The sequence below is a fragment of the Agathobacter sp. LCP21S3_B2 genome, from assembly GCF_052118705.1.
Lineage (GTDB): Bacteria > Bacillota > Clostridia > Lachnospirales > Lachnospiraceae > Roseburia.
In genome coordinates, this window is sequence record NZ_JBQKGQ010000002.1 from 221,007 (window position 1) to 243,045 (window position 22,039).

A 22,039-nucleotide genomic window follows, 5' to 3' on the forward strand; every position below is an offset into this window, starting at 1 on the left:
AAGTGTCCAGATAGCATTATACATGGACACTTAAGGGAAGTCAATATATTTTTCAAAAAAAATTATCTGTAAAAATTACTTATCTCTCCAGATAATTCTGCCCTTTGTCAGATCGTATGGTGACATCTCAATTGTTACCTTATCTCCCGGTAAAATTCTGATGAAATTCATACGAAGCTTTCCACTGATTGTTGCTAAAATCTGGTGTCCGTTCTCAAGCTCTACCTTAAAAAACGCATTTGGTAACTTCTCAACTACAACACCTTCAACTTCGATAACGTCTGCTTTTGACATTTTGATTCCTCCTGTAAATAAATCCTTGGGTTTCGTTATGATTATTATTAGATTAGTTCCAGAAATCCGGCTGCTTTTTCATCCTCTGTCAGAGAAAGTATCTCCGGCTTTCCTTTTGTAATAAGTATGGTATTTTCATAGTGTGCTGACAACGATAAATCCTCAGTCACAACCGTCCATTCGTCATCCATCCACACCACATGCGGTGAACCTGCATTAATCATAGGCTCAACCGCCAGTGTCATGCCCGGCTTAAGTCTGAGCCCTTTTCTAAAGCCCTGTGGTCTGAAGTTCGGCACCTCAGGATCCTCATGTAAATGGCTTCCTATGCCATGACCTACAAGGTCATATACAACTCCGTATCCAAAGGACTCGGCAAGCTGATGTATGGCTCCTGAAATATCATACAGTCTGTTTCCCGCAACTGCATTCTTTATTCCTGCAAAAAAACTGAGACGTGTTCTTTCTATAAGAAGTCTTGCTTCTTCTGAAATCTCTCCCACGCCTACTGTTCTGGCTGCGTCTGAGTGGTATCCTTTGTAGATAACACCAGCATCAAGGCTCACGATATCGCCCTCCTGTAAGATACGCTCATCAGTCGGGATACCATGCACAACCTCCTCGTTTACTGAAACACATATGGAGGCTGGATATCCGCAATATCCTAAGAAAGACGGCTCGCATCCATAACTACGAATCATTTCTTCGCCCAGCCGGTCCACATCCTTAGTGGACATTCCCGGTTTGATTTCTTTACCGAGCTGCTGATGAACGGCCGCCAGAATCCTGCCGGCCTCTCTCATCAGCTCTATCTCATGCTCTGATTTGATAGTTACAGACATTATTATTCACCTAAAATACCTACAATGGCTGAAAATACTTCATCCATAGGCTTTGTTCCGTCTACAGATTTTAAAATGCCCTGCTTGTCATAGTACTCGATAAGTGGCTGTGTCTGCTCGTGATATACAGATAAACGTTTCTGAACTGTCTCAGGTTTATCGTCATCTCTGAGTACTGTGTCAGCGCCACATGCATCACATTTGCCCTCAACCTTTGTTGGGTTGAAAACGATATGATATGTTGCTCCACAGTTGAGGCAGGCTCTTCTTCCACCCATACGGTTAACAATGTTCTCATCAGGAACATCTACATCGATGGCATAATCCATCTTCTCCCCAATCTTTGTGAGAGCATCATCAAGTGCCTTTGCCTGTGGAATTGTTCTTGGGAAACCGTCTAATACAAATCCGTTTTTGCAATCATCCTGCTGAATTCTATCCATAACAAGGTCACAGGTAAGCTCATCCGGAACAAGTGCTCCCTGATCCATATAAGTCTTTGCCTTCTTACCAAGCTCTGTTCCGTTCTTGATGTTTGCACGGAATATATCTCCTGTAGAGATATGTGGTATAGAATATTTTGCAGCTATCTGTTTTGCCTGTGTACCTTTACCGGCACCAGGTGCCCCTAACATGATGATCTTCATAAAAATTTTCTCCTTTTATACAAAACTTGTTGATAGCACGAATGGAGATACTGAATTCAGTATCTCCAATGTACAATTAATCATCTAAAAATCCTTTATAGTATCGAACTCTCATCTGTGATTCAATTTGCTTCAATGTCTCAATAACAACTCCGACAATGATGATGATTGAAGTTCCACCAAAGGATACATCTGCGTTGAATACTCCATTGAAAAATATCGGAACAAACGCGATAAACGCAAGTCCAATAGCTCCAATAAATACAATGTAGTTTAATATCTGATTTAAGTAATCGCTGGTTGGCTTTCCAGGTCTGATACCGGGTATAAAGCCACCTGAACGCTTCATATTGTTTGCAATCTCAAGCGGATTAAATGTAATGTTTGTGTAGAAATAAGCAAATGCTATAATCAACACAATGTAAACAATAAGTCCGATTGAATATACCGGCTCCTTTGGATCACACCAGTTAGACTGTGATAATCCTTTTAATATCTTAGAGCCTATTCCATTTCCATTGCCTTTTCCAAGGAAGCTGGCAATGATAACAGGTGTCTGCATAAGAGACTGTGCAAAGATTACCGGGATAACTCCACTGGTATTTACCTTTAGTGGAATGCATGTCTGCTGACCACCCATCTGCTTGTTGCCTCTTATTTTACTAGAGTACTGTACAGGAATCTTGCGCTGTGCATCCTGAAGCAATACTACAAATACTACCATTGCAGCAATTATTGCTACTATGATAAGTCCTGCAACAATCGCCTTTGGAACGTTCGCTGCTGAAGCAATGAACTGTGACCAAAGTGTACTTAAATCCTCTGGAATACGTGAAATAATATTGATTGTCAATACTATTGATATTCCGTTTCCTACACCCTTTTCTGTAATACGCTCTCCAATCCACATAAGTACAGCTGAACCTGCTGTAAGTGAAGTAACGACCATAATAACAGTCAATGGTGTCTTTTCTGTAAGGTAATCCTGTCTGTAAAAACCAATTACCATCATGACTGACTCAAGAAGGCCTAATGCAATTGTGAGATAACGTGTTATCTCAACAATTTTCTTTCTGCCATCCTCGCCATCGCGTTGCATCTCTTCAAGCTTAGGTATTGCAATTGTAAGCAACTGCATAATGATTGAAGATGTAATGTATGGTGTAATATTCAGCGCAAATACTGACATCTGCGAGAATGATCCACCTGTGATAGCATCAACAAAGCCTAAACCATCTGCTGATTTACTGTTTAACCAACTCTGAAATACGGAGCCCTTGACACCAGGAATCGGAAGCTCGCTTCCGATTCTGATGACAATAAGCATCATGAATGTAAAAAGGATTCTATTACGGACATCCTTTATTTTAAACGCATTACGGAGTGTCTTAAGCATTAGATCACCTCTGCTTTTCCACCAAGAGCTTCGATTTTCTCTTTTGCACTAGCACTGAAAGCGTTAGCCTGAACTGTAAGCTTCTTAGTAAGTTCTCCATTTCCAAGGATCTTTACGCCATCTCTAGGATTCTTAACGATTCCTGTCTCAATTAATGTCTCAACTGAAACTACTGCATCGTTGTCGAATCTCTCAAGAGCTGAAATATTTATAGGTACGATTGTAAGAGTGTTTCTGTTCTTGAAACCTCTCTTAGGCAATCTTCTATATAATGGCATCTGTCCACCTTCGAAACCAGGTCTTGGTGCTCCTGAACGAGCCTTCTGTCCTTTATGTCCCTTACCAGCAGTCTTACCGTTTCCTGAGCCGTGTCCACGACCTCTTCTGAAATTATCACTGTGGACTGAACCCTCAGCCGCTTTTAAATTAGATAAATCCATCACGGTACCTCCTTATTTTATTCTTAAACTTCTTCTACTTTTACGTATGGTGCTACTTTGCGAACAGCTCCCTGTGTAGCTGCATTGTTTGGTAACTCTACAGTTTTGCCTAACTTAGTAAGACCAAGAGCCTCAATTGTCTTCTTGTTCTTAGGAACAGCACCAATTGTAGATTTGATTAATGTAACTTTAACTTTATCTGCCATTTTAGCGTTCCTCCTAACCTAAGATTTCTTCTACAGATTTACCACGAAGCTTTGCAACATCCTCAGGGCTTCTTAACTGCTTAAGAGCCTCGATAGTAGCAAGTACTACGTTCTGCTTGTTGTTTGATCCTAAAGACTTTGTACGGATATTCTGGATACCAGCGATCTCGCATACTGAACGTGCAGGACCACCAGCGATGATACCAGTACCTTCAGGAGACTTCTTTAATAATACGGAAGCACCTGTATATTTTCCTGTTACATCATGTGTAATGGAGTTGTTCTCGTCTAACTTAACATTTACCATGCTCTTGATAGCGTCCTCTTTACCCTTACGGATAGCTTCAGGAATTTCTGCTGCTTTTCCAAGACCTGCACCTACATGGCCGTTCTTGTCACCAACAACAACGAGAGCTGTGAATCGCATGTTACGTCCACCCTTAACAACCTTTGTTACACGCTTGATGTCAACTACCTGGTCAACTAATTCTAATTGACTAGCGTCAATGATTTCACGTTTCATGTTTGTCTCCTCCTAAAAATCTAAGCCAGCTTCTCTTGCTGCTTCAGCTAATGCTTTAACTTTTCCTGCGTAAATAAAACCGCCTCTATCGAAGACAACAGTTGAAATACCTTTATCTAATGCTTTCTTTGCGATTACAGTACCAAGCTTTGCTGCTGCATCTACGTTATTAGTCTTCTCGAGCTCTGCCTTGATATCCTTGTCAAGTGTTGATGCAGAAACGAGTGTATTTCCAACTGTATCATCAATAATCTGAGCATACATATGGTTATTACTTCTGAATACAGATAAACGAGGACGCTGTGCTGTACCAGCAAGATGATTACGCATTCTGTTATGTTTCTTTACACGAACTTCTGTTCTTGATTTCTTACTAACCATTACTTGTCCACTCCTTTAATTATTTTTTACCAGTCTTACCAACTTTACGTCTAATAACCTCATCAGCATATTTGATTCCCTTGCCCTTATATGGCTCAGGTCTTCTCTTATCCCTGATCTCAGCTGCGTACTGGCCAACTTTTTCTTTATCGATACCCTTAATGATAATCTTGTTATCCTGAACCTCTGACTCAAGTCCTTCCGGATCCTCCATCTCAACCGGATGAGAATATCCTAAGTTAAGAGTAAGTTTCTTTCCAGCCTTAGAAGCTCTGTAACCAACACCGTTAACCTCAAGAGTCTTTGTATAACCCTCAGTTACACCAACAACCATGTTGTGGATAAGTGTTCTTGTTAATCCATGTAAGGATTTCATTTTCTTCAAATCATTAGGTCTTGTAACTACTATTTCTTCACCCTCTAATTTGATATCCATCTCTGATGGAAGAGTTCTCTCAAGAGTACCCTTTGGACCTTTTACAGTCACATGATTATTTTCTGCAATTTCAACTGTTACTCCAGCAGGAACTGCGATTGGCATTCTTCCTATACGTGACATGCCCGTACCTCCTATATTTTGATATTAGGTTAATAGTTATTTAGTATTTCTGACCTTGTGGTCAGGTTATACTTTAAGATGTTACTTGCTGTATCCCTACTATACATCATGGATGCATCGAATATGGATACGTGATGAAATATACTTAATATAAATTAAGATCTTTAGGGGCATGTTCTCTTCGCTAATGAAGTTCTTCTCGCTTTGCTCAAAGAACAGCATTCTCACTAGATTCGTTCAACGCTTACACGTGCACTAATCAAGTGTTCATGGCTCAGAGAACGCCCTCGCACTAAATTCACACAGCGCGCAAGCGCTTGTGTTCATTAAGTTGCTTTCGGGCTACCAAACGAATGCTAAAACTTCGCCACCAACCTGAAGCTTTCTAGCCTCTTTATCAGTTACGATACCCTGGTTAGTTGAAAGAATAGCGATTCCAAGTCCACCAAGTACTGAAGGAATCTCATCCTTGCCTGCGTATACACGAAGACCTGGCTTAGAAATTCTCTTGATGCCTGTAATAACCTTCTCGTTCTTATCAGCACCATATTTTAATGTAACATGGATTGTCTTGATTTTTCCATCCTCAACGATGTCGTATTTCTCGATGAATCCCTCATCTACAAGGATTCCAGCGATTGCTACTTTAATCTTAGAAGCTGGGATGTCTACTGTATCATGTTTTGCAGTATTTGCGTTACGAATTCTTGTAAGCATATCTGCGATTGGATCACTTGTCATCATCATAATGAACGATATCCTCCTTAAATATGTTTGTTAATATAGTTATTTATAAAAACAGCTGTTGCTGAAAGGAAGTTCTCTTCGCTGATGAAGTTCTTCTCGCTTTGCTCAAAGAACAGCATTCTCACTAGATTCGTGCAACGCTTACACGTGCACTCATCAAGTGTTCATGGCTCAGAGAACGCCCTCGCACTAAGCTCACACAGCGCATATGCGCTTGTGTTCACTAAGTTGCTTTCGGGCTTACCAGCTAGCTTTCTTAACGCCTGGGATCTGTCCCTTGTATGCTAACTCACGGAAGCATACTCTGCAGATTCCGTATTTCTTTAAAACTGAATGTGGACGACCACAAATTCTACAACGTGTATAAGCTCTTGTAGAGAACTTTGGTGCACGCTGCTGTTTGATTTTCATACTTGTCTTAGCCATTAGAATTCCTCCGATTATTTAGCGAATGGCATATTGAACTGTGCCAATAACTCACGTGCCTCTTCGTCTGTCTTAGCTGTAGTAACGAAGATAATGTCCATACCACGAACCTTATCTACCTTATCATACTCGATCTCAGGGAAGATGATCTGCTCTTTAATTCCAAGGGCATAGTTTCCACGGCCATCAAATGCGTTAGGGTTAACACCTCTGAAGTCACGTACACGAGGTAATGCTAAGTTGATGAGACGATCTGCAAACTCGTACATCTTCTCACCACGTAATGTAACCTTACATCCGATTGGCATTCCTTCTCTGATTTTAAAGTTAGCTATAGCATTCTTTGCTTTAGTTGTAACTGCTTTCTGTCCTGTGATGGCTTCCATATCCTTAACGGCTGCCTCAAGAATCTTAGCGTTTTCCTTAGCTTCACCAACACCCATGTTAACTACGATCTTGTCAAGCTTTGGAATTTCCATTGCGTTTTTGTATCCGAACTTTTTGATCATTGCGTCCTTGATCTCATTTTCGTACTGTTCTCTAAGTCTACTCAATGTCTTAATCCTCCTCTCTCCAATTAGTCGATAACCTTGCCTGTTGATTTAGCAAAGCGAACTTTCTTGTCTCCATCCATCTTGAATCCTACACGAGTAGGCTTTCCGTCATGGATGAGCATTACGTTGGAAGCATCAATTGGAGCCTCCTGATGAACGATACCGCCCTGCTGATTTGACATACTTGGTTTTGTATGCTTAGTAACCATGTTGATTCCTTCAACAAGAAGTGTATTGTTCTTTGCGTTTACGGCAATTACCTTGCCCTCATTGTTGATATCTTTTCCAGCGATAACCTTAACAAGGTCGCCTTTTTTGATTTTCATAGTTGCCATTGACGTTCCTCCTATAATACTTCCGGAGCCAGAGAAACAATCTTCATGAACTGTTTCTCACGAAGCTCACGAGCTACTGGTCCAAATATACGTGTTCCTTTTGGAGTTTTGTCATCTTTGATGATTACTGCTGCGTTCTCATCAAACTTTATATAAGATCCGTCTTTACGACGAGCACCTTTTACTGAACGAACTACTACGGCTTTAACTACATCGCCTTTTTTAACAACACCGCCTGGTGTTGCATCTTTAACAGTAGCAACGATTACATCACCGATGTTCGCATATCTTCTGGTAGATCCACCCATAACGCGGATAACAAGTAACTCTTTAGCGCCAGTGTTATCAGCCACCTTGAGTCTGCTTTCCTGCTGTACCATGCTTGTAGCCTCCTTTTATTATTTTGCTCTTTCCATGATTTCTACAAGTCTCCATCTCTTATCTTTAGATAAAGGTCTTGTTTCCATAACTCTGACTGTATCACCGATCTTTGCATCGTTTTTCTCGTCATGAGCTTTTAATTTATAAGTCTTCTTAACGATCTTGTTGTAAAGAGGATGTCTTACGTTATCTCTTACAGCTACAACGATTGTCTTGTCCATCTTATCGCTTACAACAACACCAACACGTGTTTTTCTAAGATTTCTTTCTTCCACGGTCTAAAATCTCCTTTCTGATAGGATAAACTATTCTGCAGCCTTTGCAGTGATAACAGTCTGAATTCTAGCGATGTTCTTACGAACCTCTTTGATTCTTGCTGTGTTATCTAACTGGTTAGTTGCATTCTGGAATCTTAAATTGAAAAGTTCTTTTTTAGCATCAACGAGCTGTGCCTGTAACTGCTCTACGCTCTGTGCCTGTAACTCTTTAACGTATGCACTAGTTTTCATTTGACTCACCGCCTTCTAAATCTGCACGAGAAACTACTTTACACTTGCAAGGTAATTTGTGTGTAGCAAGACGTAAAGCTTCTTTAGCCACGTCTTCCGGTACTCCGGAGATTTCAAATAATACTCTACCTGGTTTTACTACAGCTACCCAATACTCAAGGGCACCCTTTCCTTTACCCATTCGAACACCCATAGGCTTATGTGTTACAGGTTTCTCCGGGAAAATCTTTATCCAAACTTTACCACCACGCTTGATGTAACGAGTCATAGCTACACGGGCAGCCTCAATCTGATTTGCTTTGATCCAGCATGGCTCAAGTGCTACAATACCATACTCACCATTTGTGATCTTGTTTCCTCTTGTAGCTTTTCCTGCCATGGAACCACGGAACTGTTTACGATGTTTTACTCTCTTAGGCATTAACATAATTACTTAGCTCCTCCTTCCTTGTTTGCTTTTGTAGGAAGTACCTCGCCTTTGTAGATCCAAACCTTAACGCCAACCTTGCCGTAAGTTGTATCTGCCTCAGCGAATCCATAATCGATATCTGCTCTGATTGTCTGGAGTGGAGTAGTTCCATCATTGTATGTCTCTGTACGAGCCATATCTGCTCCGCCAAGACGACCTGAACATGTTGTCTTAATTCCTTTAACGCCGGCCTTCATAGCTCTTCCCATGCAAGACTTCATTGCTCTACGGAATGAAACACGGTTCTCAAGCTGTAAAGCGATGTTCTCAGCAACAAGCTGTGCATCCTTGTCCGGTCTCTTTACTTCTTTGATATCAACAACTAATTTCTTGTCTGTAAGCTTCTGAACCTCAGCCTTGATCTTCTCGATCTCAGCTCCGCCCTTACCGATTACAACACCCGGCTTAGCTGTATAAATGATAACCTTAACGCGATCTGAAGCTCTCTCGATCTCAATCTTTGAAACACCAGCTGCGTATAATTTTTTCTTTAAAAATGTTCTGATATTATAATCTTCTACTAAGTAATCAGCGAAATCACCCTCTGCATACCATTTGGAATCCCAGTCCTTGATAACGCCAACTCTTAAGCCATGAGGATTAACCTTCTGTCCCATGATTGCCTCCTATCTTTCATCAAGCACGATTGTAATGTGGCTCATTCTCTTCTCGATTCTGTAAGCTCTACCCTGTGCTCTAGGATGAATTCTCTTCATTGTTGGTCCCTTATTTGCAAAACACTCTGCAACGTAAAGGTTCTCTGCCTTATAGTTCTTTTCCGGATAATTATTTTCTGCGTTAGCGATTGCTGACTCTAATAATTTCTTTACTAAGCTTGAAGCATATCTAGGATTGTATGTTACGATTGCAAGTGCTTCGTTAACACTCTTTCCACGAATAGCATCTAAAACGAAACAAGCTTTCTGTACAGACACTCTAGCATAAGATAACTTTGCTGAAGGTCTTGTATCTCTAACTTCATTTCTCTCTCTCTTGATTTTGGATCTATGTCCCTTTGCCATGGATGAAACCTCCTTTCAATAAATCTTATCTTACGCCTGATTTCTTCTCGTCTTTTCCATGTCCTCTGTAAGTTCTTGTTGCAACGAACTCACCAAGTTTATGTCCAACCATATCCTCTGTAACATATACAGGAACATGCTTTCTTCCATCATGAACAGCAATTGTGTGTCCAACGAATGAAGGGAAGATTGTTGAACGACGTGACCATGTCTTGATTACAGACTTGTCACCAGAAGCGTTCATAGCATCTACTTTTTTAAGTAAGCTTTCATCAGCAAATGGTCCTTTTTTTAATGAACGTGCCATTTATTCAACCTCCTAATTATTTGATTGCACGACCGTCTCTTCTACGAACGATCATCTTGTTAGACTGTTTGTTCTTCTTTCTGGTCTTTAAGCCAAGTGCAGGTTTGCCCCATGGAGTACATGGTCCTGGACGTCCTACAGGTGCCTTACCTTCTCCACCACCGTGTGGATGGTCGTTAGGGTTCATAACAGATCCACGAACTGTTGGACGAACACCCATGTGACGCTTACGTCCGGCTTTACCAATATTTACGAGGTTGTGATCTCCGTTTCCAATTACACCGATTGTAGCACGGCACTGAATTGGAACCATTCTCATTTCTCCTGAAGGAAGACGAAGTGTTGCATATTTTCCTTCTTTAGCCATAAGCTGTGCGCTAAGTCCTGCTGAACGAACAAGCTGTCCGCCCTTTCCAGGAAGAAGCTCGATGTTGTGAATCTGTGTACCAACTGGGATATTCTCAAGTGGTAAGCAGTTTCCAACTCTGACCTCAGCCTGAGCACCGCTCATAACCTTCATTCCGTCTGTAAGTCCTGCTGGAGCAAGAATATATGATTTCTCACCATCTGCATAGCAGATAAGTGCGATGTTTGCTGTTCTGTTTGGATCGTACTCGATACCAACTACAGTTGCTGGAATACCGTCTTTCTTATTTCTCTTGAAATCGATAAGTCTGTATTTTCTTCTATTTCCACCACCATGGTGTCTAACTGTGATTTTACCCTGATTGTTACGACCAGCGTTCTTCTTTAAAGAAGTAACAAGTGACTTCTCAGGAGTTGTCTTTGTAATCTCTGAGAAATCTGAACCAGTCATATTTCTTCTGGAAGGTGTATATGGGTTATATGTCTTAATTCCCATTTTGTTTCTCCTTTCGATATGTTTTCATTATCGCGTCTTTTCTGACGCATATCATTCTGTGGTTCTGCTCGCTAAGCTTAAACTTCGCTTATCAGCTCGTTTTCGCCAATCTCACAGAACGGCCTCGCACTAAATTCAAGCTGCGCTAACGCTTACTTTCATTAAGTTGCTTTCGACCTCGGTCTACAGTCCTGCGAAGATCTCGATATCTTTGCTGTCTGCTGTAAGCTGTACGATAGCCTTCTTTGTCTTAGCAGTCTTTCCTGTTACCATTCCGCGACGCTTGTTCTTGCCTTCGCAGTTCATTGTGTTAACTTTGGCAACCTTTGTTCCTTCGAACATTCTCTCTACTGCTTCTTTGATCATAGTCTTGTTTGCATCCGGGTGAACAAGGAATGTGTATTTCTTCTCAGCCATTGCATTCATACTCTTCTCAGTTACTACTGGTTTGAGGATTACATCATAGTACTGTACGTTTGCCATTATGCATATACCTCCTCGATTGTTGCTACAGCAGCCTTTGTAACTACTACTGTGTCATATTTTAATACATCGAATACGTTAAGCTCATTTGTCTGAGTTGTCTTAACTGTCGGGATGTTTGCTGCAGAAGCGATAACCTTCTCGTCCATATCATTTAATATAACGAGTGCCTTCTCAACATTGAGGTTCTTTAATACTTCTACGAATTTCTTTGTCTTAATCTCATCAAGCTTAAGCTCATCTACTACAACGAACTTGTTCTCAACAACTCTTGATGTAAGTGCAGACTTAAGTGCTGCTCTCTTCTCTTTCTTGTTGAGCTTGAATGAGTAATCTCTAGGAGTAGGAGCGAATACAACTCCACCACCTGTCCACTGTGGAGATCTTGTAGAACCCTGACGTGCATGTCCTGTTCCCTTCTGTCTCCATGGTTTTCTTCCGCCACCGCGAACTTCAGAACGTGTCTTAGCTTTCTGAGTTCCCTGACGTTTATTTGCAAGCTGCTGAAGAACAGCCATATGAACTAAATGCTCATTAATTTCTACGCCGAAAATGGAATCATTTAACTCGATCTTGTCGACTTCTTTGCCTTCCATGTTATATACAGCTACGTTAGCCATCGTAAAGTTCCTCCTTTCTTACTTTGCACTATTTACCAGATTTTGTAGTCTCTTTTACTGTAATGAGAGCTTTCTTAGCTCCTGGAACTGCGCCCTTGATTAACAGTAAGTTCTTGTCTGCGTCAACTCTTACAACCTCGAGATTCTGAGTTGTAACCTTTACGCTACCCATATGTCCAGGCATTCCTTTTCCCTTGAATACCTTACTTGGTGAAGAACAAGCACCGTTAGAACCCTGATGACGATGGAATTTAGAACCATGAGCCATTGGTCCTCTGTGCTGACCTAATCTCTTGATAGCACCCTGGAAACCTTTACCTTTTGAAATAGCAGTTACATCAACCTTGTCACCCTCTGCGAAGATGTCAGCCTTGATCTCATCTGCTAAATTGTACTCATCTGCGTTTTCGAATTTGAACTCGCGAACGAATCTCTTTCCTAAAACACCTGCTTTTTTGAAGTGTCCCATCTGAGCCTTGTTAACACCATGTCTGTGTGCTACGCTCTTTTTACCGTTGGCATCCTTCTCAACGACTTTCTCTTTCTTGTCGCCGAAACCAACCTGAACTGCGCTGTAACCATCATTCTCAACAGTTTTGATCTGTGTTACAACACATGGACCAGCCTCTAATACAGTTACAGGTACTAATACACCATCTGCATTGAAGATCTGTGTCATACCGATTTTTGTTGCTAAAATCGCTTTCTTCATTTCTTTACCTCCTGTTTTCTACAGCGGAACGCCTCTTGCCTGTCAACCCAGCCCGCGAAGAATTAGCCGGAACAAGTAGCGGAACCGTTCATCCTAGAGCAGCCTACTAGATCGTTATGCTTTCGCACTGTATCTTCTATATAAACCATTCGGGGATATACTAATTAATTGTTGAAGCTTATTTCTGCTTCATTTTGATATCAATGTAAACACCAGCTGGCATTTCAATCCTTGATAAAGACTCTGTTGTCTTCTGTGTTGGATTGATGATATCGATAAGTCTCTTATGAGTTCTCTGCTCGAACTGTTCACGAGAATCCTTGTACTTGTGAGTAGCTCTAAGAATTGTAACTACTTCCTTCTTTGTTGGAAGAGGTACCGGTCCGCTCACCTGTGATCCATTCTTCTTTACAGTCTCGATGATTTTCTTTGCGCTTGAATCTACTAACTCGTGATCATACGCCTTGAGAGTAATTCTCATTACTTGACTTGCCATAAAAAAAGTCGCCTCCTTTTCGCACTTTTAACTTCAGTACGACAAGCGGTGACTGTACACATCTCCGTGTGTGTCCTGTAGACTTTCACACGTTGTTTCTACACATTGTAGACCATATCTGTTCTGTACAGTGACTTGCCGTCAGTTTCCTAACTTGACATTCGCTCCGCCGAATTCTCTGTCTCATGGACAGTAACTTCAAACTTCATAGCTATCATGCCACAGCAAGTGATATTATACATGACGTTTACAATAATTGCAATACTTTTTTCAAAAAAAATTTATTTTTTTATTTCGGATAATATTCCATTGAAAAATTACACTTTTGCACGTATATTATATAGAAGAAACCCGATTAAATGCAAGCAACGTGTAGTTTATTTTTTACACGCAGATAAGAAAGGAATATAAACATATGTGGTTAGCAGATAGATGGAAAGATTACGAGGTTATCGACTGCTCATGCGGTGAAAAGCTTGAGCGTTGGTCTAAATATATTTTGCTGCGTCCCGATCCCCAGGTAATTTGGGACACTCCAAAGACTAATAAGAACTGGAAAAAGCTTAACGGTCACTATCACAGAAGCAAGAAAGGCGGTGGTGAATGGGAGTTTTTTGATCTGCCACAGGAGTGGACCATAAACTACTCTCTTCCTATTAATAAAGAGCTCACATTTCACTTAAAACCATTCAGCTTCAAGCACACCGGTCTGTTTCCTGAGCAGGCTGCCAATTGGGACTGGTTTTCAAAGAAGATTTATGATGCAAAAAAAATCGGTCGTGATATAAAGGTATTAAATCTCTTTGCATACACCGGAGGTGCCACTCTCGCTGCTGCTGCCGCAGGCGCCGCTGTCACACATGTGGACGCTTCAAAGGGCATGGTCACATGGGCTAAGGAAAACGCTGTAAGCAGCGGTCTTGGTGACGCACCTATCAGATGGCTTGTGGATGATTGTGTGAAGTTTGTTGAGCGTGAAATCCGCCGTGGCAATCATTACGATGCCATCATAATGGATCCGCCGTCATACGGCAGAGGTCCTAAGGGTGAAATTTGGAAAATCGAGGAAAGCGTATATCCGCTTGTGCAGCTTTGTGCAAAGCTCCTTACCAACAAGCCGCTTTTCTTCCTGATCAATTCATACACTACAGGCCTCCAGCCCGCAGTACTTACTTATATGATAAGCACAGCGTTAAAGAAATTCGACGGAAAAGTTACCGCCAGTGAGATTGGTATCCCGGTTTCTTCTAACGGTCTTGTACTTCCATGTGGCGCCAGTGGACGCTTTGAGGGACGATAATCGATAAAAAGAGAGCAGAAACACATTTTCGTATGTTTCCGCTCTCTTTTTCTTACTTATAATATACCATTTTTAGATTCTGAAGAATTTAAGATCTGCATCAAGCTTCTGTGACATATCCTTAAGCTCATTTGCTTTGCCGGCAAGGTTTGCAATAACCTCGCCAAGCTCAAGCATAGACGCTGTTGTCTGCTCTGTAGATGCCGCATTTTCTTCTGATATTGATGCAAGGCTCACAATAATCTGTTCGACATTTCTTCTTGCATCATCACAAGTCTTTGTACAATCTTTAATAGCTGCTGTCTTTTCATTTGAAAGAGCAATTCCATTCTCAAGTACATTGAACTTGTCCTGAGTTTCAACAAGTTTATCCTGCTGCGCATTTACTATCTGTGTAACTTCGTCAACGATCGCCACGGTTCTCTCTGCTTCGTCAGTAAGCTCTGCTATGATATTCTTTATGATATCCGCAGATGAGCTTGACTGCTCTGCAAGCTGCTGGATCTCCGTTGCAACCACCGCGAATCCTCTTCCTGCCTCGCCGGCTCTTGCTGCCTCTATGCTGGCATTGAGAGAAAGCAGGTTTGTCTGGCTGGCAATCGATGTTATAAGCTCAGCAGCCTCTTTGATCTTCTGGACAGATTCATTTGTCGTATGTGTCTGATGTACAACCTGTTCAAATGCTTCTGCTGTTTTCTCATTTGCTTCGCTGAGTTCCTTCATATTTACAGAAGACTCTGTGCTGACCTGTTTCATCTCCAATGCTGTCTTTCCAAGGTCATCAACATTCTCCACGATATTGTCAAAAGCACTGCCCATGCCTTCCATCTCATTTGATGAAGAATCCACCTCTCGTGCCTGTGAAGTAGCGCCCTGTGCGATATCCTCTACAGACTTTCCGATCTCTTCTGATGTCTCACTGCTTCGTGAGGCCATATTATCAAGCTCTTCTCCGGCCTGGTTTACATCTGTTGCAATAAGCTGTACAGATTTCATGATATCAGAAATCTTATCCAGGAATTTATTTACGTATGCGCCAAATATCGAGAACTCATCTTTTCCGGTATCCTGTGCCCTTACTGTCAGATCACCATCAGTCATCTTTGACAAAGTATCTTTGAATCTTGCAATACTGTGATTCATTGAACGGTTTACCGCAACCGCTATCACAACGATCACTGCCAGACCTATGACGAGTATAACAACCATGATCAAAAGAGTGCTCGTCTTTGCCGCATCATTGCTTGACTGTACGCTGTCCTTGAGTTCTGATGTAAGCTTTGTCAGGTTGCTAAACTGTGTGGCATTGTCCTGCTTAAGCTTGAGGATCTGCTGATCCACATCCGCTATATCGGTATATGCCTTCTGTTTCTCAGCCATATCGGTAGTGACAGTATCCTTTGTATCGCCATCACGCACATACACGCCGATATTGTCTGTTATGAGCTGAAGGTCATCTGTTACAGTCTGTGCCGCATCCGTCACATCCTTGCCCTCTACAACCAGCCGGCTGTATGCTGCAAAGTCTGAATTAAGCTGTGATAATCCTGATGCAAAATCATATTTTTCTGAAAATGCACATGCTGCCTGCATATCTTCCGGTGTGGATGAAACATACATATCATATGAGAAGCTGTCATAGTTTTGCATATCGAGCTTGTCTGCCGGTATCTTTATTGCTATTTCTTCCCACTGTGCATTTGCAGCTGTAAAAAGTCCGTCAACGCAGATAGTCTTCTGTCCATCAACATCCTCTATCGAAAGTCCCTGCAGTGCATCTCCGTATGAGCCGTTAAGATCAGTGTCAGAAAATGCGCTCAGATCTATAGGTGTAGTCTGGTCACCCTTGTGGAAAGCAAGATTGTTTACGTATACCTTGCCATTGTAATCTATAGAATTGCCTCCGAGACGTACATAGAGATATATTCTCTTTCCTTCCTGAGGAATTGCATTCGAATACGAAAGTTTTACAAGATCCTGTCCTGCAAGCTGTGCCGGCTGACCTGCTCCCGCAAGCTTGACCCATGATCCGTCAACCCAGTCTTTATCATCCTTTATCACTGCGAATGCATCATTCAATGCCTCATCATCAGCAAGAAACGTCTGATACATTCCTGAATCATCGGTAAATCCACGCTTGTTACTCAGATCAAGTATCTGTGAATAATTGTCCTTTGTCTGATTGAGTACTGTTTCCATCTCGGAAATATCTTTTTTCCAGGAAAGACTCGCATGCTTTCCGGCCGATTCAGCATCACCGCTCATATCCTCCAGATTAGAGACGATATTCTCCAGATATTTGCTGTCAAGATAATAGCAATAAGATGTATCTAATGCCTGATTCTCATTCTGTGCCAGATTGATCTTGTTGATATCCTGCAATATTGTATTATTGCTCGCCGTCTTATTAAGTGCCACGATACCTGAAGTTCCAAGCACGAACGAAGTAACAACAGATACTGCACTTATCAGAACTATTTTTCCCCGGATACTTCCGAAGCTTCCAATGTTAAGTTTTTTTGATTTCATACATTTGTCCCCTGTCAAAGTATTTTTATAGTTCATTTAGTCTGTAATTCTAGTCTTAGGGCTATTTTACTATAATTTTACACATTTAACAATGCTTATTGATAAATAATTTAAAAATATGATAAAAAAGGACTGTGAAATTTCACAGCCCTGATAATAAAAATCAAAGTATTCGTTTTTTCTTGAGAAGTATCAGTATAAGCACACATATGATGATCATGATACCGCATATGATAAGAAATCCGTGTGCCGTGTTCGCCAGCGGAACCCACTTTGAACTGACATTCATGCCGTATATACCGGAAATAACTGTCGGGATAGCCATGATAAGCGTAATGACTGTCAGTATCTTCATGACATTATTAAGCCTGTTGTCGATCACTGTACTCATCAGCTCTCTGGTACCGTTTATGATATCTCGGTAAATACCAGTCATCTCGATAGCCTGCTTGTTCTCAACAATAACATCTCCAAGCAGCTCTTTGTCCTCGGGATACTGCTCAAGGCGCTTGTATCTGGTCAGTCGTTCAAGCACAACGCCATTTGCACGAAGAGATGTGGCAAAGTATACGAGTGTGGACTCAAGCTCATGAAGCGCGATCAAATCGTCCTCTTCTGTATCCTCGCCTACTCGTTCCTCGATCTCAGTACGCATCTTGTCAATTATGCGCAGATCATTCTGATACAAAACCGAAATCCTGTAAAGTATCTGATACACAAATCTGAGTTTTTTCTTTGTGCTGAATTCCTTTACCCGGTTATTGAGGAATACCTGAAGTACAGGTGTATCCTCCGTACATACTGTGACGATTTCATCATCTGTCAGGATAATGCCGAGCGGGATTGTCGTATAGGATTCCTTATCGTGTCTTGTCTCTATGGATGGGATATCCACCAATATCAGTGTGTATCCGTCCTGCAGCTCGATACGTGAGCTCTCCTCCTCATCGAGTGCGGAAAGCACATCTTCTATATCAACATTCAGCTCCTCGGCAACCATCTGGCCCTCCGCGACAGACGGGTTGACCATCTGAATCCAGGCTCCGCCCTGAATCCTGTCTACCTCATGTATTAACTTGTCATCTGTCCTGTAAAACTTGACCATGATGCCTCCTTGGATTGTCTCTGACTTCTATATTAATTCTCAGAATATTTCTCGCTCTGGCTCTTTATAAGCTCCGCGTCCTCAAAATAGTTGATCTTCATTGCACGCTTAACCTCAGCCATAGTCTGTGCAGCACGCTCTCTTGCTGTCTCACTGCCCTTCTTAAGGATCTCGTATACAGCAGGAATATCCTTCTCAAACTCCGCTCTTCTTGCGCGGATAGGTGCAAGTTCCTCCTGCATGATATTGTTGAGGAATTTCTTTATCTTCACATCACCAAGACCGCCTCTTGTATAGTGGTCTTTAAGCTCCTGAAGGTTAGCATACTCAGGCAGATATTCCTCAAAATGCTCAGGCTTTGAAAATGCATCGAGATATGTAAATACAGTATTGCCCTCAAGGTGTCCAGGATCAGAGATCTGGATATGAGTAGGATCTGTATACATGCTCATGACTTTTTTCTTTACATCTGCCTCTGTATCAGCGAGGTAAATGCAGTTTCCGAGAGATTTGCTCATCTTCTGTCCGCCATCTGTACCCGGAAGACGGCAGCATGCCTCATTCTCAGGTAAAAGCACATCCGGCTCAACGAGCACCTCATCATAGATAGAATTAAACTTTCTGACAATCTCCCTGGTCTGCTCTATCATTGGGAGCTGGTCCTCTCCAACCGGAACAGTTGTAGCCTTGAAGGCAGTGATATCTGCTGCCTGGCTGATTGGATAATTGAAAAAGCCAACCGGTATACTTGCCTCGAAATTTCTTAGCTTAATCTCATTCTTTACTGTAGGGTTTCTCTGAAGTCTCGATACTGTAACGAGATTTGAGTAGAAAAATGTAAGCTCAGTAAGCTCCGGTATCTGCGACTGTACAAACAGTGTAGACTTGGCCGGGTCGAGTCCCGCTGAGAGGTAATCAAGTGCTACCTCTATGATATTCTGTCTGATTTTCTCAGGGTTGTCAAAATTGTCTGTGAGTGCCTGTGCATCGGCAATCATGATAAATATTTTGTCATACTCTCCTGAATTCTGAAGCTCAACTCTTCTGCGAAGTGAGCCCACGTAATGTCCTATATGGAGTCTTCCTGTTGGTCTGTCTCCTGTTAAAATAATTTTTTCCATCTCTATTATTCCTCTGCTTTAGTTCTATTATTACGATTGCATTGTAGGTTTATTCGCCAAACCGTCGGTCTTAGCAATCGCCAGCTTCTTTTATTATAACACACTGACGTGTAAAAGCCTAGGAAAAAGAACTCTCATTTTAATTATTTTATGATATCTGCATACTCTGCCTTTGCCGCCCTGCACAAATCATCCGGTGACAGCGTAATCTGAAGCCCAAGCCTGCCTCCGCTGACCGTGATTTTATCCTGCTCCTTAGCTGCCTCATGGATAAATGTAGGATACTGCTTTTTCATGCCGATTGATGTACAGCCGCCCCTTATATATCCTGTAACCTTTGTCAAATCCTTGAGATGCAGCATCTCTATTGATTTCTCACCTGCTGCCTTTGCGGCTTTTTTGAAATCAATTTCGTCATCTATCGGTACCACAAACACATAGTATCCGCCGCTTTTGCCAACTGTCGTGATAGTCTTGTACATGCCTGCGTGGTCAAGCCCCAGCTTGTCTGCTATCTGCGCAGCATCCACAAAGTCATCGCACTCGTATGTGCGTGCCTCATATGGAATCTTCATTGTTTCCAGTATTCTTATTGCATTTGTCTTTGCTTCTTTTTTTCCCATTATACTATCTTTCCTCCAATAAAATTAAGATATAGTCCATATCTATATGCTATAGACCTTTTTAATGTTATCATAATCCGAGTGTATAAATTCAGTTCCTTTTTGTGATGATACCATCCTGCATATATAGTATATCATCCTATTTATCAACTCATATCCAAACTTTGAGGCTCTTGTACTTTTTGCGCTTCGATATTTATTATATAGGTTCGTTCCTTGTTATTATAATACAACGGAAACTTGATATCGTAAATAATTTTTCCATCTTTTAGTCCGAAAAACAAAATCACGCTTGCAAGCACCTACATTATATTGTATATTAAAGCTATAGAACTAGAGTACTACAAAAATAACGACACTTTCCATTAATTAAGGAGATCGATCATATGGAAAAAACTCAACCGAAAATAAATGTAGCCCATATCCCTGTCTGGGGATATTTTATACTTATTTTTGCAGTTATGATGATGCTCATAGGCGCTACCATTCCAATCAGTAATCATGAATCTAAATCCGACGATAGCTACACCGATTTTTCGACAGGATGGCTTAGCTATGATAATTCTGAAGCGTCGCTCAACCACATATCAGGTAATACCATAATTCATCGTACAATACAGGAATCTGATTGTGATAAAACACTGTTTTTCTTTGCAAAGACTTCAAATATAAAGGTATTTATTGATGGTATCTGTCAATACTCAAATCCCATTTTCAGTCAGCAGCTTTTTGGCAAAACACCGGGAGCACTTTTTGTCCAGGTTTTTATACCTGCTCAAAGCGCCGGAAAGATACTTGAAATTGAAGTGGAAAATCCATATATGAATGATGACAGTGCCAAGCTGAGCGATATGTATCTTGGCGACATCACAGATATTATACAGTCTGAACAGCAGAACAAATTTCCTGCATTTTGTCTTAGCTTTATAACAATGGTACTCGGTATTGCAATGCTCCTTCTTTTCATTCCGCTGACGCATCAGCAGATAATCGGACATGAGCTTTTATTCCTTGGTGCAGTAACCTTTATATCAGGATTATTTCTCACAACTGACAGCAGATATTTACAGCTTGTGTATGGCAATGCCCATATTTATCATATGATTGCAGAAACAGCAATGCAGTTGGTTATTCCACCTTTTTTGTTGTTTTTTTGCCACATGTATGATAAATACAGCAAAAAAATCAGTACAATACTATGTTTTATTTGTGAGCTCACATTTGCAGGCTGCTTTATTTGCGAAATATCAGGAATCAGGGATTATCACCAGACACTTATTCTAACACACATTATGTTTGCCATATCCACGATTTTTATCCTGATTTCAACGGTAAAAAGCATTATACAAAGCCCGATTAAAAATTTCTACCATAACCTGGGCTGTATCATGCTATGTGTGCTGATTCTGACCGACATCATAGTTTTATGGCGCGGCATCGGACATGAGACAAGCTATTTTGTCAGACTTGGTGTATTGATTTTTGTCACAATGGAGATTGTCCAGATTGTAAAAAAAGTCCTGGTAGCTTATCAGCGTAACATTAAGAACGAATTGCTCAGCCGTCTGGCTTATCACGATGGACTCACTGATCTGCTCAACCGTACCTCTTATATGGAAAAGGTAAAGGAGCTTGAAAATAACAAAGTCCCATATATATTATTTGCAATTTATGATGTAAACAATCTCAAAAAGGTAAATGACACAATGGGCCATCAGAAGGGTGATGAGATGATAAAACGCGTTGCAGATGTGTTCAACGCTTCCCTCGGTAAATATGGCCAGTGCTATCGAATCGGCGGTGATGAATTTGTATTTATATCGACAACACCCGGTATAGAGGATAAGTTTCTTCAGGCAAACGACCATCTTATTGCAAACTTCGGCAGTATCTCTGACGGTGATAATCTCGTGCCTATCACGGTTGCAATGGGCTATTATGTGCTTGACGAAAACAATTCAATGGACATTAATGATATAATCCGTGAAGCCGATTCTTTGATGTACGAGAAAAAACGTACCATGAAGCACCGCACATCATAGTACATCGCTATATAAAAGACGGTCTGACATCTAAATATAATATCGCAAGAACAATAAAAGCTGCTGCATACACTTATCCATGTATGTAGCAGCTTTTATTTAAAATTT

31 protein-coding genes are annotated in these 22,039 nt (G+C 41.2%); 2 read left to right on the forward strand and 29 right to left on the reverse strand.

The genetic code is table 11. The features are described 5' to 3' along the window. Nucleotides 1-75 precede the first annotated feature (75 nt). From infA to rpsJ, 25 genes are all read right to left on the reverse strand, one after another. Nucleotides 76-294: a translation initiation factor IF-1 gene (gene infA, locus ACTQ1L_RS02535; protein WP_012741348.1), complete on the reverse strand. Its 219-nt coding sequence runs from the start codon at nt 292-294 to the stop codon at nt 76-78. Between the two features lie 47 nt (nt 295-341). Continuing rightward, the gene (gene map, locus ACTQ1L_RS02540; protein ID WP_441365339.1) at nt 342-1,136 is read right to left on the reverse strand and encodes a type I methionyl aminopeptidase; all 795 of its coding nucleotides are present in this window, start codon (nt 1,134-1,136) and stop codon (nt 342-344) included. Between the two features lie 2 nt (nt 1,137-1,138). Continuing rightward, nucleotides 1,139-1,783 carry an adenylate kinase gene (locus ACTQ1L_RS02545; protein WP_308650172.1) on the reverse strand — a complete coding sequence of 215 codons (645 nt, stop codon included), beginning with the start codon at nt 1,781-1,783 and terminating at the stop codon, nt 1,139-1,141. 76 nt (nt 1,784-1,859) lie between these two features. Next, complete coding sequence (secY, locus tag ACTQ1L_RS02550; protein ID WP_321112135.1) at nt 1,860-3,179, reverse strand: preprotein translocase subunit SecY; 1,320 nt, start codon at nt 3,177-3,179, stop codon at nt 1,860-1,862. Beyond that, a complete protein-coding gene (rplO, locus tag ACTQ1L_RS02555; protein ID WP_441365340.1) occupies nt 3,179-3,619 on the reverse strand; it encodes a 50S ribosomal protein L15 in 441 nt (146 codons plus the stop codon). Before rplO ends, secY begins: the two co-directional genes overlap by 1 nt. A 23-nt stretch (nt 3,620-3,642) precedes the next feature. Further along, nucleotides 3,643-3,825 (reverse strand): 50S ribosomal protein L30, encoded by a 183-nt coding sequence (gene rpmD / locus ACTQ1L_RS02560; RefSeq protein ID WP_118003832.1) that lies wholly within the window; start codon nt 3,823-3,825, stop codon nt 3,643-3,645. 13 nt (nt 3,826-3,838) lie between these two features. Continuing rightward, nucleotides 3,839-4,348 carry a 30S ribosomal protein S5 gene (gene rpsE / locus ACTQ1L_RS02565; RefSeq protein ID WP_012741342.1) on the reverse strand — a complete coding sequence of 170 codons (510 nt, stop codon included), beginning with the start codon at nt 4,346-4,348 and terminating at the stop codon, nt 3,839-3,841. Nucleotides 4,349-4,360: 12 nt separating this feature from the next. Next, complete coding sequence (gene rplR / locus ACTQ1L_RS02570) at nt 4,361-4,729, reverse strand: 50S ribosomal protein L18 (RefSeq protein WP_321112133.1); 369 nt, start codon at nt 4,727-4,729, stop codon at nt 4,361-4,363. Between the two features lie 19 nt (nt 4,730-4,748). Beyond that, on the reverse strand, nt 4,749-5,288 hold the full coding sequence (gene rplF, locus ACTQ1L_RS02575; protein WP_117918971.1) for a 50S ribosomal protein L6: 540 nt from the start codon (nt 5,286-5,288) through the stop codon (nt 4,749-4,751). A gap of 342 nt (nt 5,289-5,630) precedes the next feature. Continuing rightward, nucleotides 5,631-6,032, reverse strand: a complete 402-nt coding sequence (gene rpsH / locus ACTQ1L_RS02580) for a 30S ribosomal protein S8 (RefSeq protein ID WP_041254423.1) — start codon at nt 6,030-6,032, stop codon at nt 5,631-5,633. A gap of 243 nt (nt 6,033-6,275) precedes the next feature. Then, entirely contained in the window at nt 6,276-6,461 is a 186-nt protein-coding gene (locus tag ACTQ1L_RS02585; RefSeq protein ID WP_015515536.1) for a type Z 30S ribosomal protein S14, read from the reverse strand. Between the two features lie 14 nt (nt 6,462-6,475). Beyond that, nucleotides 6,476-7,015: a 50S ribosomal protein L5 gene (gene rplE / locus ACTQ1L_RS02590; RefSeq protein WP_321112132.1), complete on the reverse strand. Its 540-nt coding sequence runs from the start codon at nt 7,013-7,015 to the stop codon at nt 6,476-6,478. A gap of 23 nt (nt 7,016-7,038) precedes the next feature. After that, the gene (rplX, locus tag ACTQ1L_RS02595; RefSeq protein WP_012741337.1) at nt 7,039-7,350 is read right to left on the reverse strand and encodes a 50S ribosomal protein L24; all 312 of its coding nucleotides are present in this window, start codon (nt 7,348-7,350) and stop codon (nt 7,039-7,041) included. An 11-nt stretch (nt 7,351-7,361) separates the two neighbouring features. Then, nucleotides 7,362-7,730: a 50S ribosomal protein L14 gene (gene rplN, locus ACTQ1L_RS02600; RefSeq protein WP_007885948.1), complete on the reverse strand. Its 369-nt coding sequence runs from the start codon at nt 7,728-7,730 to the stop codon at nt 7,362-7,364. Nucleotides 7,731-7,748: 18 nt separating this feature from the next. Next, complete coding sequence (gene rpsQ, locus ACTQ1L_RS02605) at nt 7,749-8,006, reverse strand: 30S ribosomal protein S17 (protein ID WP_012741336.1); 258 nt, start codon at nt 8,004-8,006, stop codon at nt 7,749-7,751. 30 nt (nt 8,007-8,036) lie between these two features. Next, entirely contained in the window at nt 8,037-8,240 is a 204-nt protein-coding gene (gene rpmC / locus ACTQ1L_RS02610) for a 50S ribosomal protein L29 (protein WP_012741335.1), read from the reverse strand. Continuing rightward, nucleotides 8,230-8,667, reverse strand: coding sequence for a 50S ribosomal protein L16 (rplP, locus tag ACTQ1L_RS02615; protein WP_012741334.1), 438 nt, complete (start codon nt 8,665-8,667; stop codon nt 8,230-8,232). Before rplP ends, rpmC begins: the two co-directional genes overlap by 11 nt. 2 nt (nt 8,668-8,669) lie before the next feature. Then, nucleotides 8,670-9,326: a 30S ribosomal protein S3 gene (rpsC, locus tag ACTQ1L_RS02620; RefSeq protein WP_012741333.1), complete on the reverse strand. Its 657-nt coding sequence runs from the start codon at nt 9,324-9,326 to the stop codon at nt 8,670-8,672. A 9-nt stretch (nt 9,327-9,335) separates the two neighbouring features. After that, nucleotides 9,336-9,731: a 50S ribosomal protein L22 gene (gene rplV, locus ACTQ1L_RS02625; protein WP_012741332.1), complete on the reverse strand. Its 396-nt coding sequence runs from the start codon at nt 9,729-9,731 to the stop codon at nt 9,336-9,338. 25 nt (nt 9,732-9,756) lie between these two features. Then, complete coding sequence (gene rpsS, locus ACTQ1L_RS02630; protein ID WP_012741331.1) at nt 9,757-10,038, reverse strand: 30S ribosomal protein S19; 282 nt, start codon at nt 10,036-10,038, stop codon at nt 9,757-9,759. A gap of 16 nt (nt 10,039-10,054) precedes the next feature. Then, a complete protein-coding gene (gene rplB / locus ACTQ1L_RS02635) occupies nt 10,055-10,900 on the reverse strand; it encodes a 50S ribosomal protein L2 (protein WP_441365341.1) in 846 nt (281 codons plus the stop codon). 183 nt (nt 10,901-11,083) lie between these two features. Then, entirely contained in the window at nt 11,084-11,383 is a 300-nt protein-coding gene (rplW, locus tag ACTQ1L_RS02640) for a 50S ribosomal protein L23 (RefSeq protein ID WP_012741329.1), read from the reverse strand. Further along, a complete protein-coding gene (gene rplD / locus ACTQ1L_RS02645; protein ID WP_055163633.1) occupies nt 11,383-12,003 on the reverse strand; it encodes a 50S ribosomal protein L4 in 621 nt (206 codons plus the stop codon). The genes rplW and rplD overlap by 1 nt, the downstream gene beginning before the upstream one ends. A gap of 28 nt (nt 12,004-12,031) precedes the next feature. Continuing rightward, nucleotides 12,032-12,715: a 50S ribosomal protein L3 gene (rplC, locus tag ACTQ1L_RS02650; protein ID WP_441365342.1), complete on the reverse strand. Its 684-nt coding sequence runs from the start codon at nt 12,713-12,715 to the stop codon at nt 12,032-12,034. Nucleotides 12,716-12,893: 178 nt separating this feature from the next. Beyond that, a complete protein-coding gene (rpsJ, locus tag ACTQ1L_RS02655; protein ID WP_012741326.1) occupies nt 12,894-13,211 on the reverse strand; it encodes a 30S ribosomal protein S10 in 318 nt (105 codons plus the stop codon). A gap of 415 nt (nt 13,212-13,626) precedes the next feature. On the opposite strand from rpsJ, the gene ACTQ1L_RS02660 reads away from it, so the two are divergent. Continuing rightward, nucleotides 13,627-14,511 (forward strand): class I SAM-dependent methyltransferase, encoded by an 885-nt coding sequence (locus ACTQ1L_RS02660; RefSeq protein ID WP_441365343.1) that lies wholly within the window; start codon nt 13,627-13,629, stop codon nt 14,509-14,511. 72 nt (nt 14,512-14,583) lie between these two features. Here ACTQ1L_RS02660 and ACTQ1L_RS02665 read toward each other — a convergent pair whose 3' ends face one another. The 4 genes from ACTQ1L_RS02665 to ybaK all read right to left on the reverse strand — a co-directional run bounded on the left by ACTQ1L_RS02665 (nt 14,584) and on the right by ybaK (nt 19,889). Further along, the gene (locus ACTQ1L_RS02665; RefSeq protein WP_441365344.1) at nt 14,584-17,040 is read right to left on the reverse strand and encodes a methyl-accepting chemotaxis protein; all 2,457 of its coding nucleotides are present in this window, start codon (nt 17,038-17,040) and stop codon (nt 14,584-14,586) included. A 163-nt stretch (nt 17,041-17,203) separates the two neighbouring features. Further along, a complete protein-coding gene (locus tag ACTQ1L_RS02670) occupies nt 17,204-18,145 on the reverse strand; it encodes a magnesium transporter CorA family protein (RefSeq protein WP_441365345.1) in 942 nt (313 codons plus the stop codon). A 32-nt stretch (nt 18,146-18,177) separates the two neighbouring features. After that, the gene (trpS, locus tag ACTQ1L_RS02675; protein ID WP_441365346.1) at nt 18,178-19,266 is read right to left on the reverse strand and encodes a tryptophan--tRNA ligase; all 1,089 of its coding nucleotides are present in this window, start codon (nt 19,264-19,266) and stop codon (nt 18,178-18,180) included. A gap of 143 nt (nt 19,267-19,409) precedes the next feature. Beyond that, the gene (ybaK, locus tag ACTQ1L_RS02680; protein ID WP_015569179.1) at nt 19,410-19,889 is read right to left on the reverse strand and encodes a Cys-tRNA(Pro) deacylase; all 480 of its coding nucleotides are present in this window, start codon (nt 19,887-19,889) and stop codon (nt 19,410-19,412) included. A 386-nt stretch (nt 19,890-20,275) separates the two neighbouring features. On the opposite strand from ybaK, the gene ACTQ1L_RS02685 reads away from it, so the two are divergent. Next, nucleotides 20,276-21,931 (forward strand): GGDEF domain-containing protein, encoded by a 1,656-nt coding sequence (locus ACTQ1L_RS02685; protein WP_441365347.1) that lies wholly within the window; start codon nt 20,276-20,278, stop codon nt 21,929-21,931. Nucleotides 21,932-22,039: the final 108 nt, after the last annotated feature.

Bases quoted from the DNA above. Each gene is read 5' to 3' on its own strand.
- infA (WP_012741348.1), bottom strand. From the start codon at position 294: ATGTCAAAAGCAGACGTTATCGAAGTTGAAGGTGTTGTAGTTGAGAAG.
- map (WP_441365339.1), bottom strand. From the start codon at position 1,136: ATGTCTGTAACTATCAAATCAGAGCATGAGATAGAGCTGATGAGAGAG.
- ACTQ1L_RS02545 (WP_308650172.1), bottom strand. From the start codon at position 1,783: ATGAAGATCATCATGTTAGGGGCACCTGGTGCCGGTAAAGGTACACAG.
- secY (WP_321112135.1), bottom strand. From the start codon at position 3,179: ATGCTTAAGACACTCCGTAATGCGTTTAAAATAAAGGATGTCCGTAAT.
- rplO (WP_441365340.1), bottom strand. From the start codon at position 3,619: ATGGATTTATCTAATTTAAAAGCGGCTGAGGGTTCAGTCCACAGTGAT.
- rpmD (WP_118003832.1), bottom strand. From the start codon at position 3,825: ATGGCAGATAAAGTTAAAGTTACATTAATCAAATCTACAATTGGTGCT.
- rpsE (WP_012741342.1), bottom strand. From the start codon at position 4,348: ATGAAACGTGAAATCATTGACGCTAGTCAATTAGAATTAGTTGACCAG.
- rplR (WP_321112133.1), bottom strand. From the start codon at position 4,729: ATGGTTAGTAAGAAATCAAGAACAGAAGTTCGTGTAAAGAAACATAAC.
- rplF (WP_117918971.1), bottom strand. From the start codon at position 5,288: ATGTCACGTATAGGAAGAATGCCAATCGCAGTTCCTGCTGGAGTAACA.
- rpsH (WP_041254423.1), bottom strand. From the start codon at position 6,032: ATGATGACAAGTGATCCAATCGCAGATATGCTTACAAGAATTCGTAAC.
- ACTQ1L_RS02585 (WP_015515536.1), bottom strand. From the start codon at position 6,461: ATGGCTAAGACAAGTATGAAAATCAAACAGCAGCGTGCACCAAAGTTC.
- rplX (WP_012741337.1), bottom strand. From the start codon at position 7,350: ATGGCAACTATGAAAATCAAAAAAGGCGACCTTGTTAAGGTTATCGCT.
- rplN (WP_007885948.1), bottom strand. From the start codon at position 7,730: ATGGTACAGCAGGAAAGCAGACTCAAGGTGGCTGATAACACTGGCGCT.
- rpmC (WP_012741335.1), bottom strand. From the start codon at position 8,240: ATGAAAACTAGTGCATACGTTAAAGAGTTACAGGCACAGAGCGTAGAG.
- rplP (WP_012741334.1), bottom strand. From the start codon at position 8,667: ATGTTAATGCCTAAGAGAGTAAAACATCGTAAACAGTTCCGTGGTTCC.
- rpsC (WP_012741333.1), bottom strand. From the start codon at position 9,326: ATGGGACAGAAGGTTAATCCTCATGGCTTAAGAGTTGGCGTTATCAAG.
- rplV (WP_012741332.1), bottom strand. From the start codon at position 9,731: ATGGCAAAGGGACATAGATCCAAAATCAAGAGAGAGAGAAATGAAGTT.
- rpsS (WP_012741331.1), bottom strand. From the start codon at position 10,038: ATGGCACGTTCATTAAAAAAAGGACCATTTGCTGATGAAAGCTTACTT.
- rplB (WP_441365341.1), bottom strand. From the start codon at position 10,900: ATGGGAATTAAGACATATAACCCATATACACCTTCCAGAAGAAATATG.
- rplW (WP_012741329.1), bottom strand. From the start codon at position 11,383: ATGGCAAACGTACAGTACTATGATGTAATCCTCAAACCAGTAGTAACT.
- rplD (WP_055163633.1), bottom strand. From the start codon at position 12,003: ATGGCTAACGTAGCTGTATATAACATGGAAGGCAAAGAAGTCGACAAG.
- rplC (WP_441365342.1), bottom strand. From the start codon at position 12,715: ATGAAGAAAGCGATTTTAGCAACAAAAATCGGTATGACACAGATCTTC.
- rpsJ (WP_012741326.1), bottom strand. From the start codon at position 13,211: ATGGCAAGTCAAGTAATGAGAATTACTCTCAAGGCGTATGATCACGAG.
- ACTQ1L_RS02660 (WP_441365343.1), top strand. From the start codon at position 13,627: ATGTGGTTAGCAGATAGATGGAAAGATTACGAGGTTATCGACTGCTCA.
- ACTQ1L_RS02665 (WP_441365344.1), bottom strand. From the start codon at position 17,040: ATGAAATCAAAAAAACTTAACATTGGAAGCTTCGGAAGTATCCGGGGA.
- ACTQ1L_RS02670 (WP_441365345.1), bottom strand. From the start codon at position 18,145: ATGGTCAAGTTTTACAGGACAGATGACAAGTTAATACATGAGGTAGAC.
- trpS (WP_441365346.1), bottom strand. From the start codon at position 19,266: ATGGAAAAAATTATTTTAACAGGAGACAGACCAACAGGAAGACTCCAT.
- ybaK (WP_015569179.1), bottom strand. From the start codon at position 19,889: ATGGGAAAAAAAGAAGCAAAGACAAATGCAATAAGAATACTGGAAACA.
- ACTQ1L_RS02685 (WP_441365347.1), top strand. From the start codon at position 20,276: ATGGAAAAAACTCAACCGAAAATAAATGTAGCCCATATCCCTGTCTGG.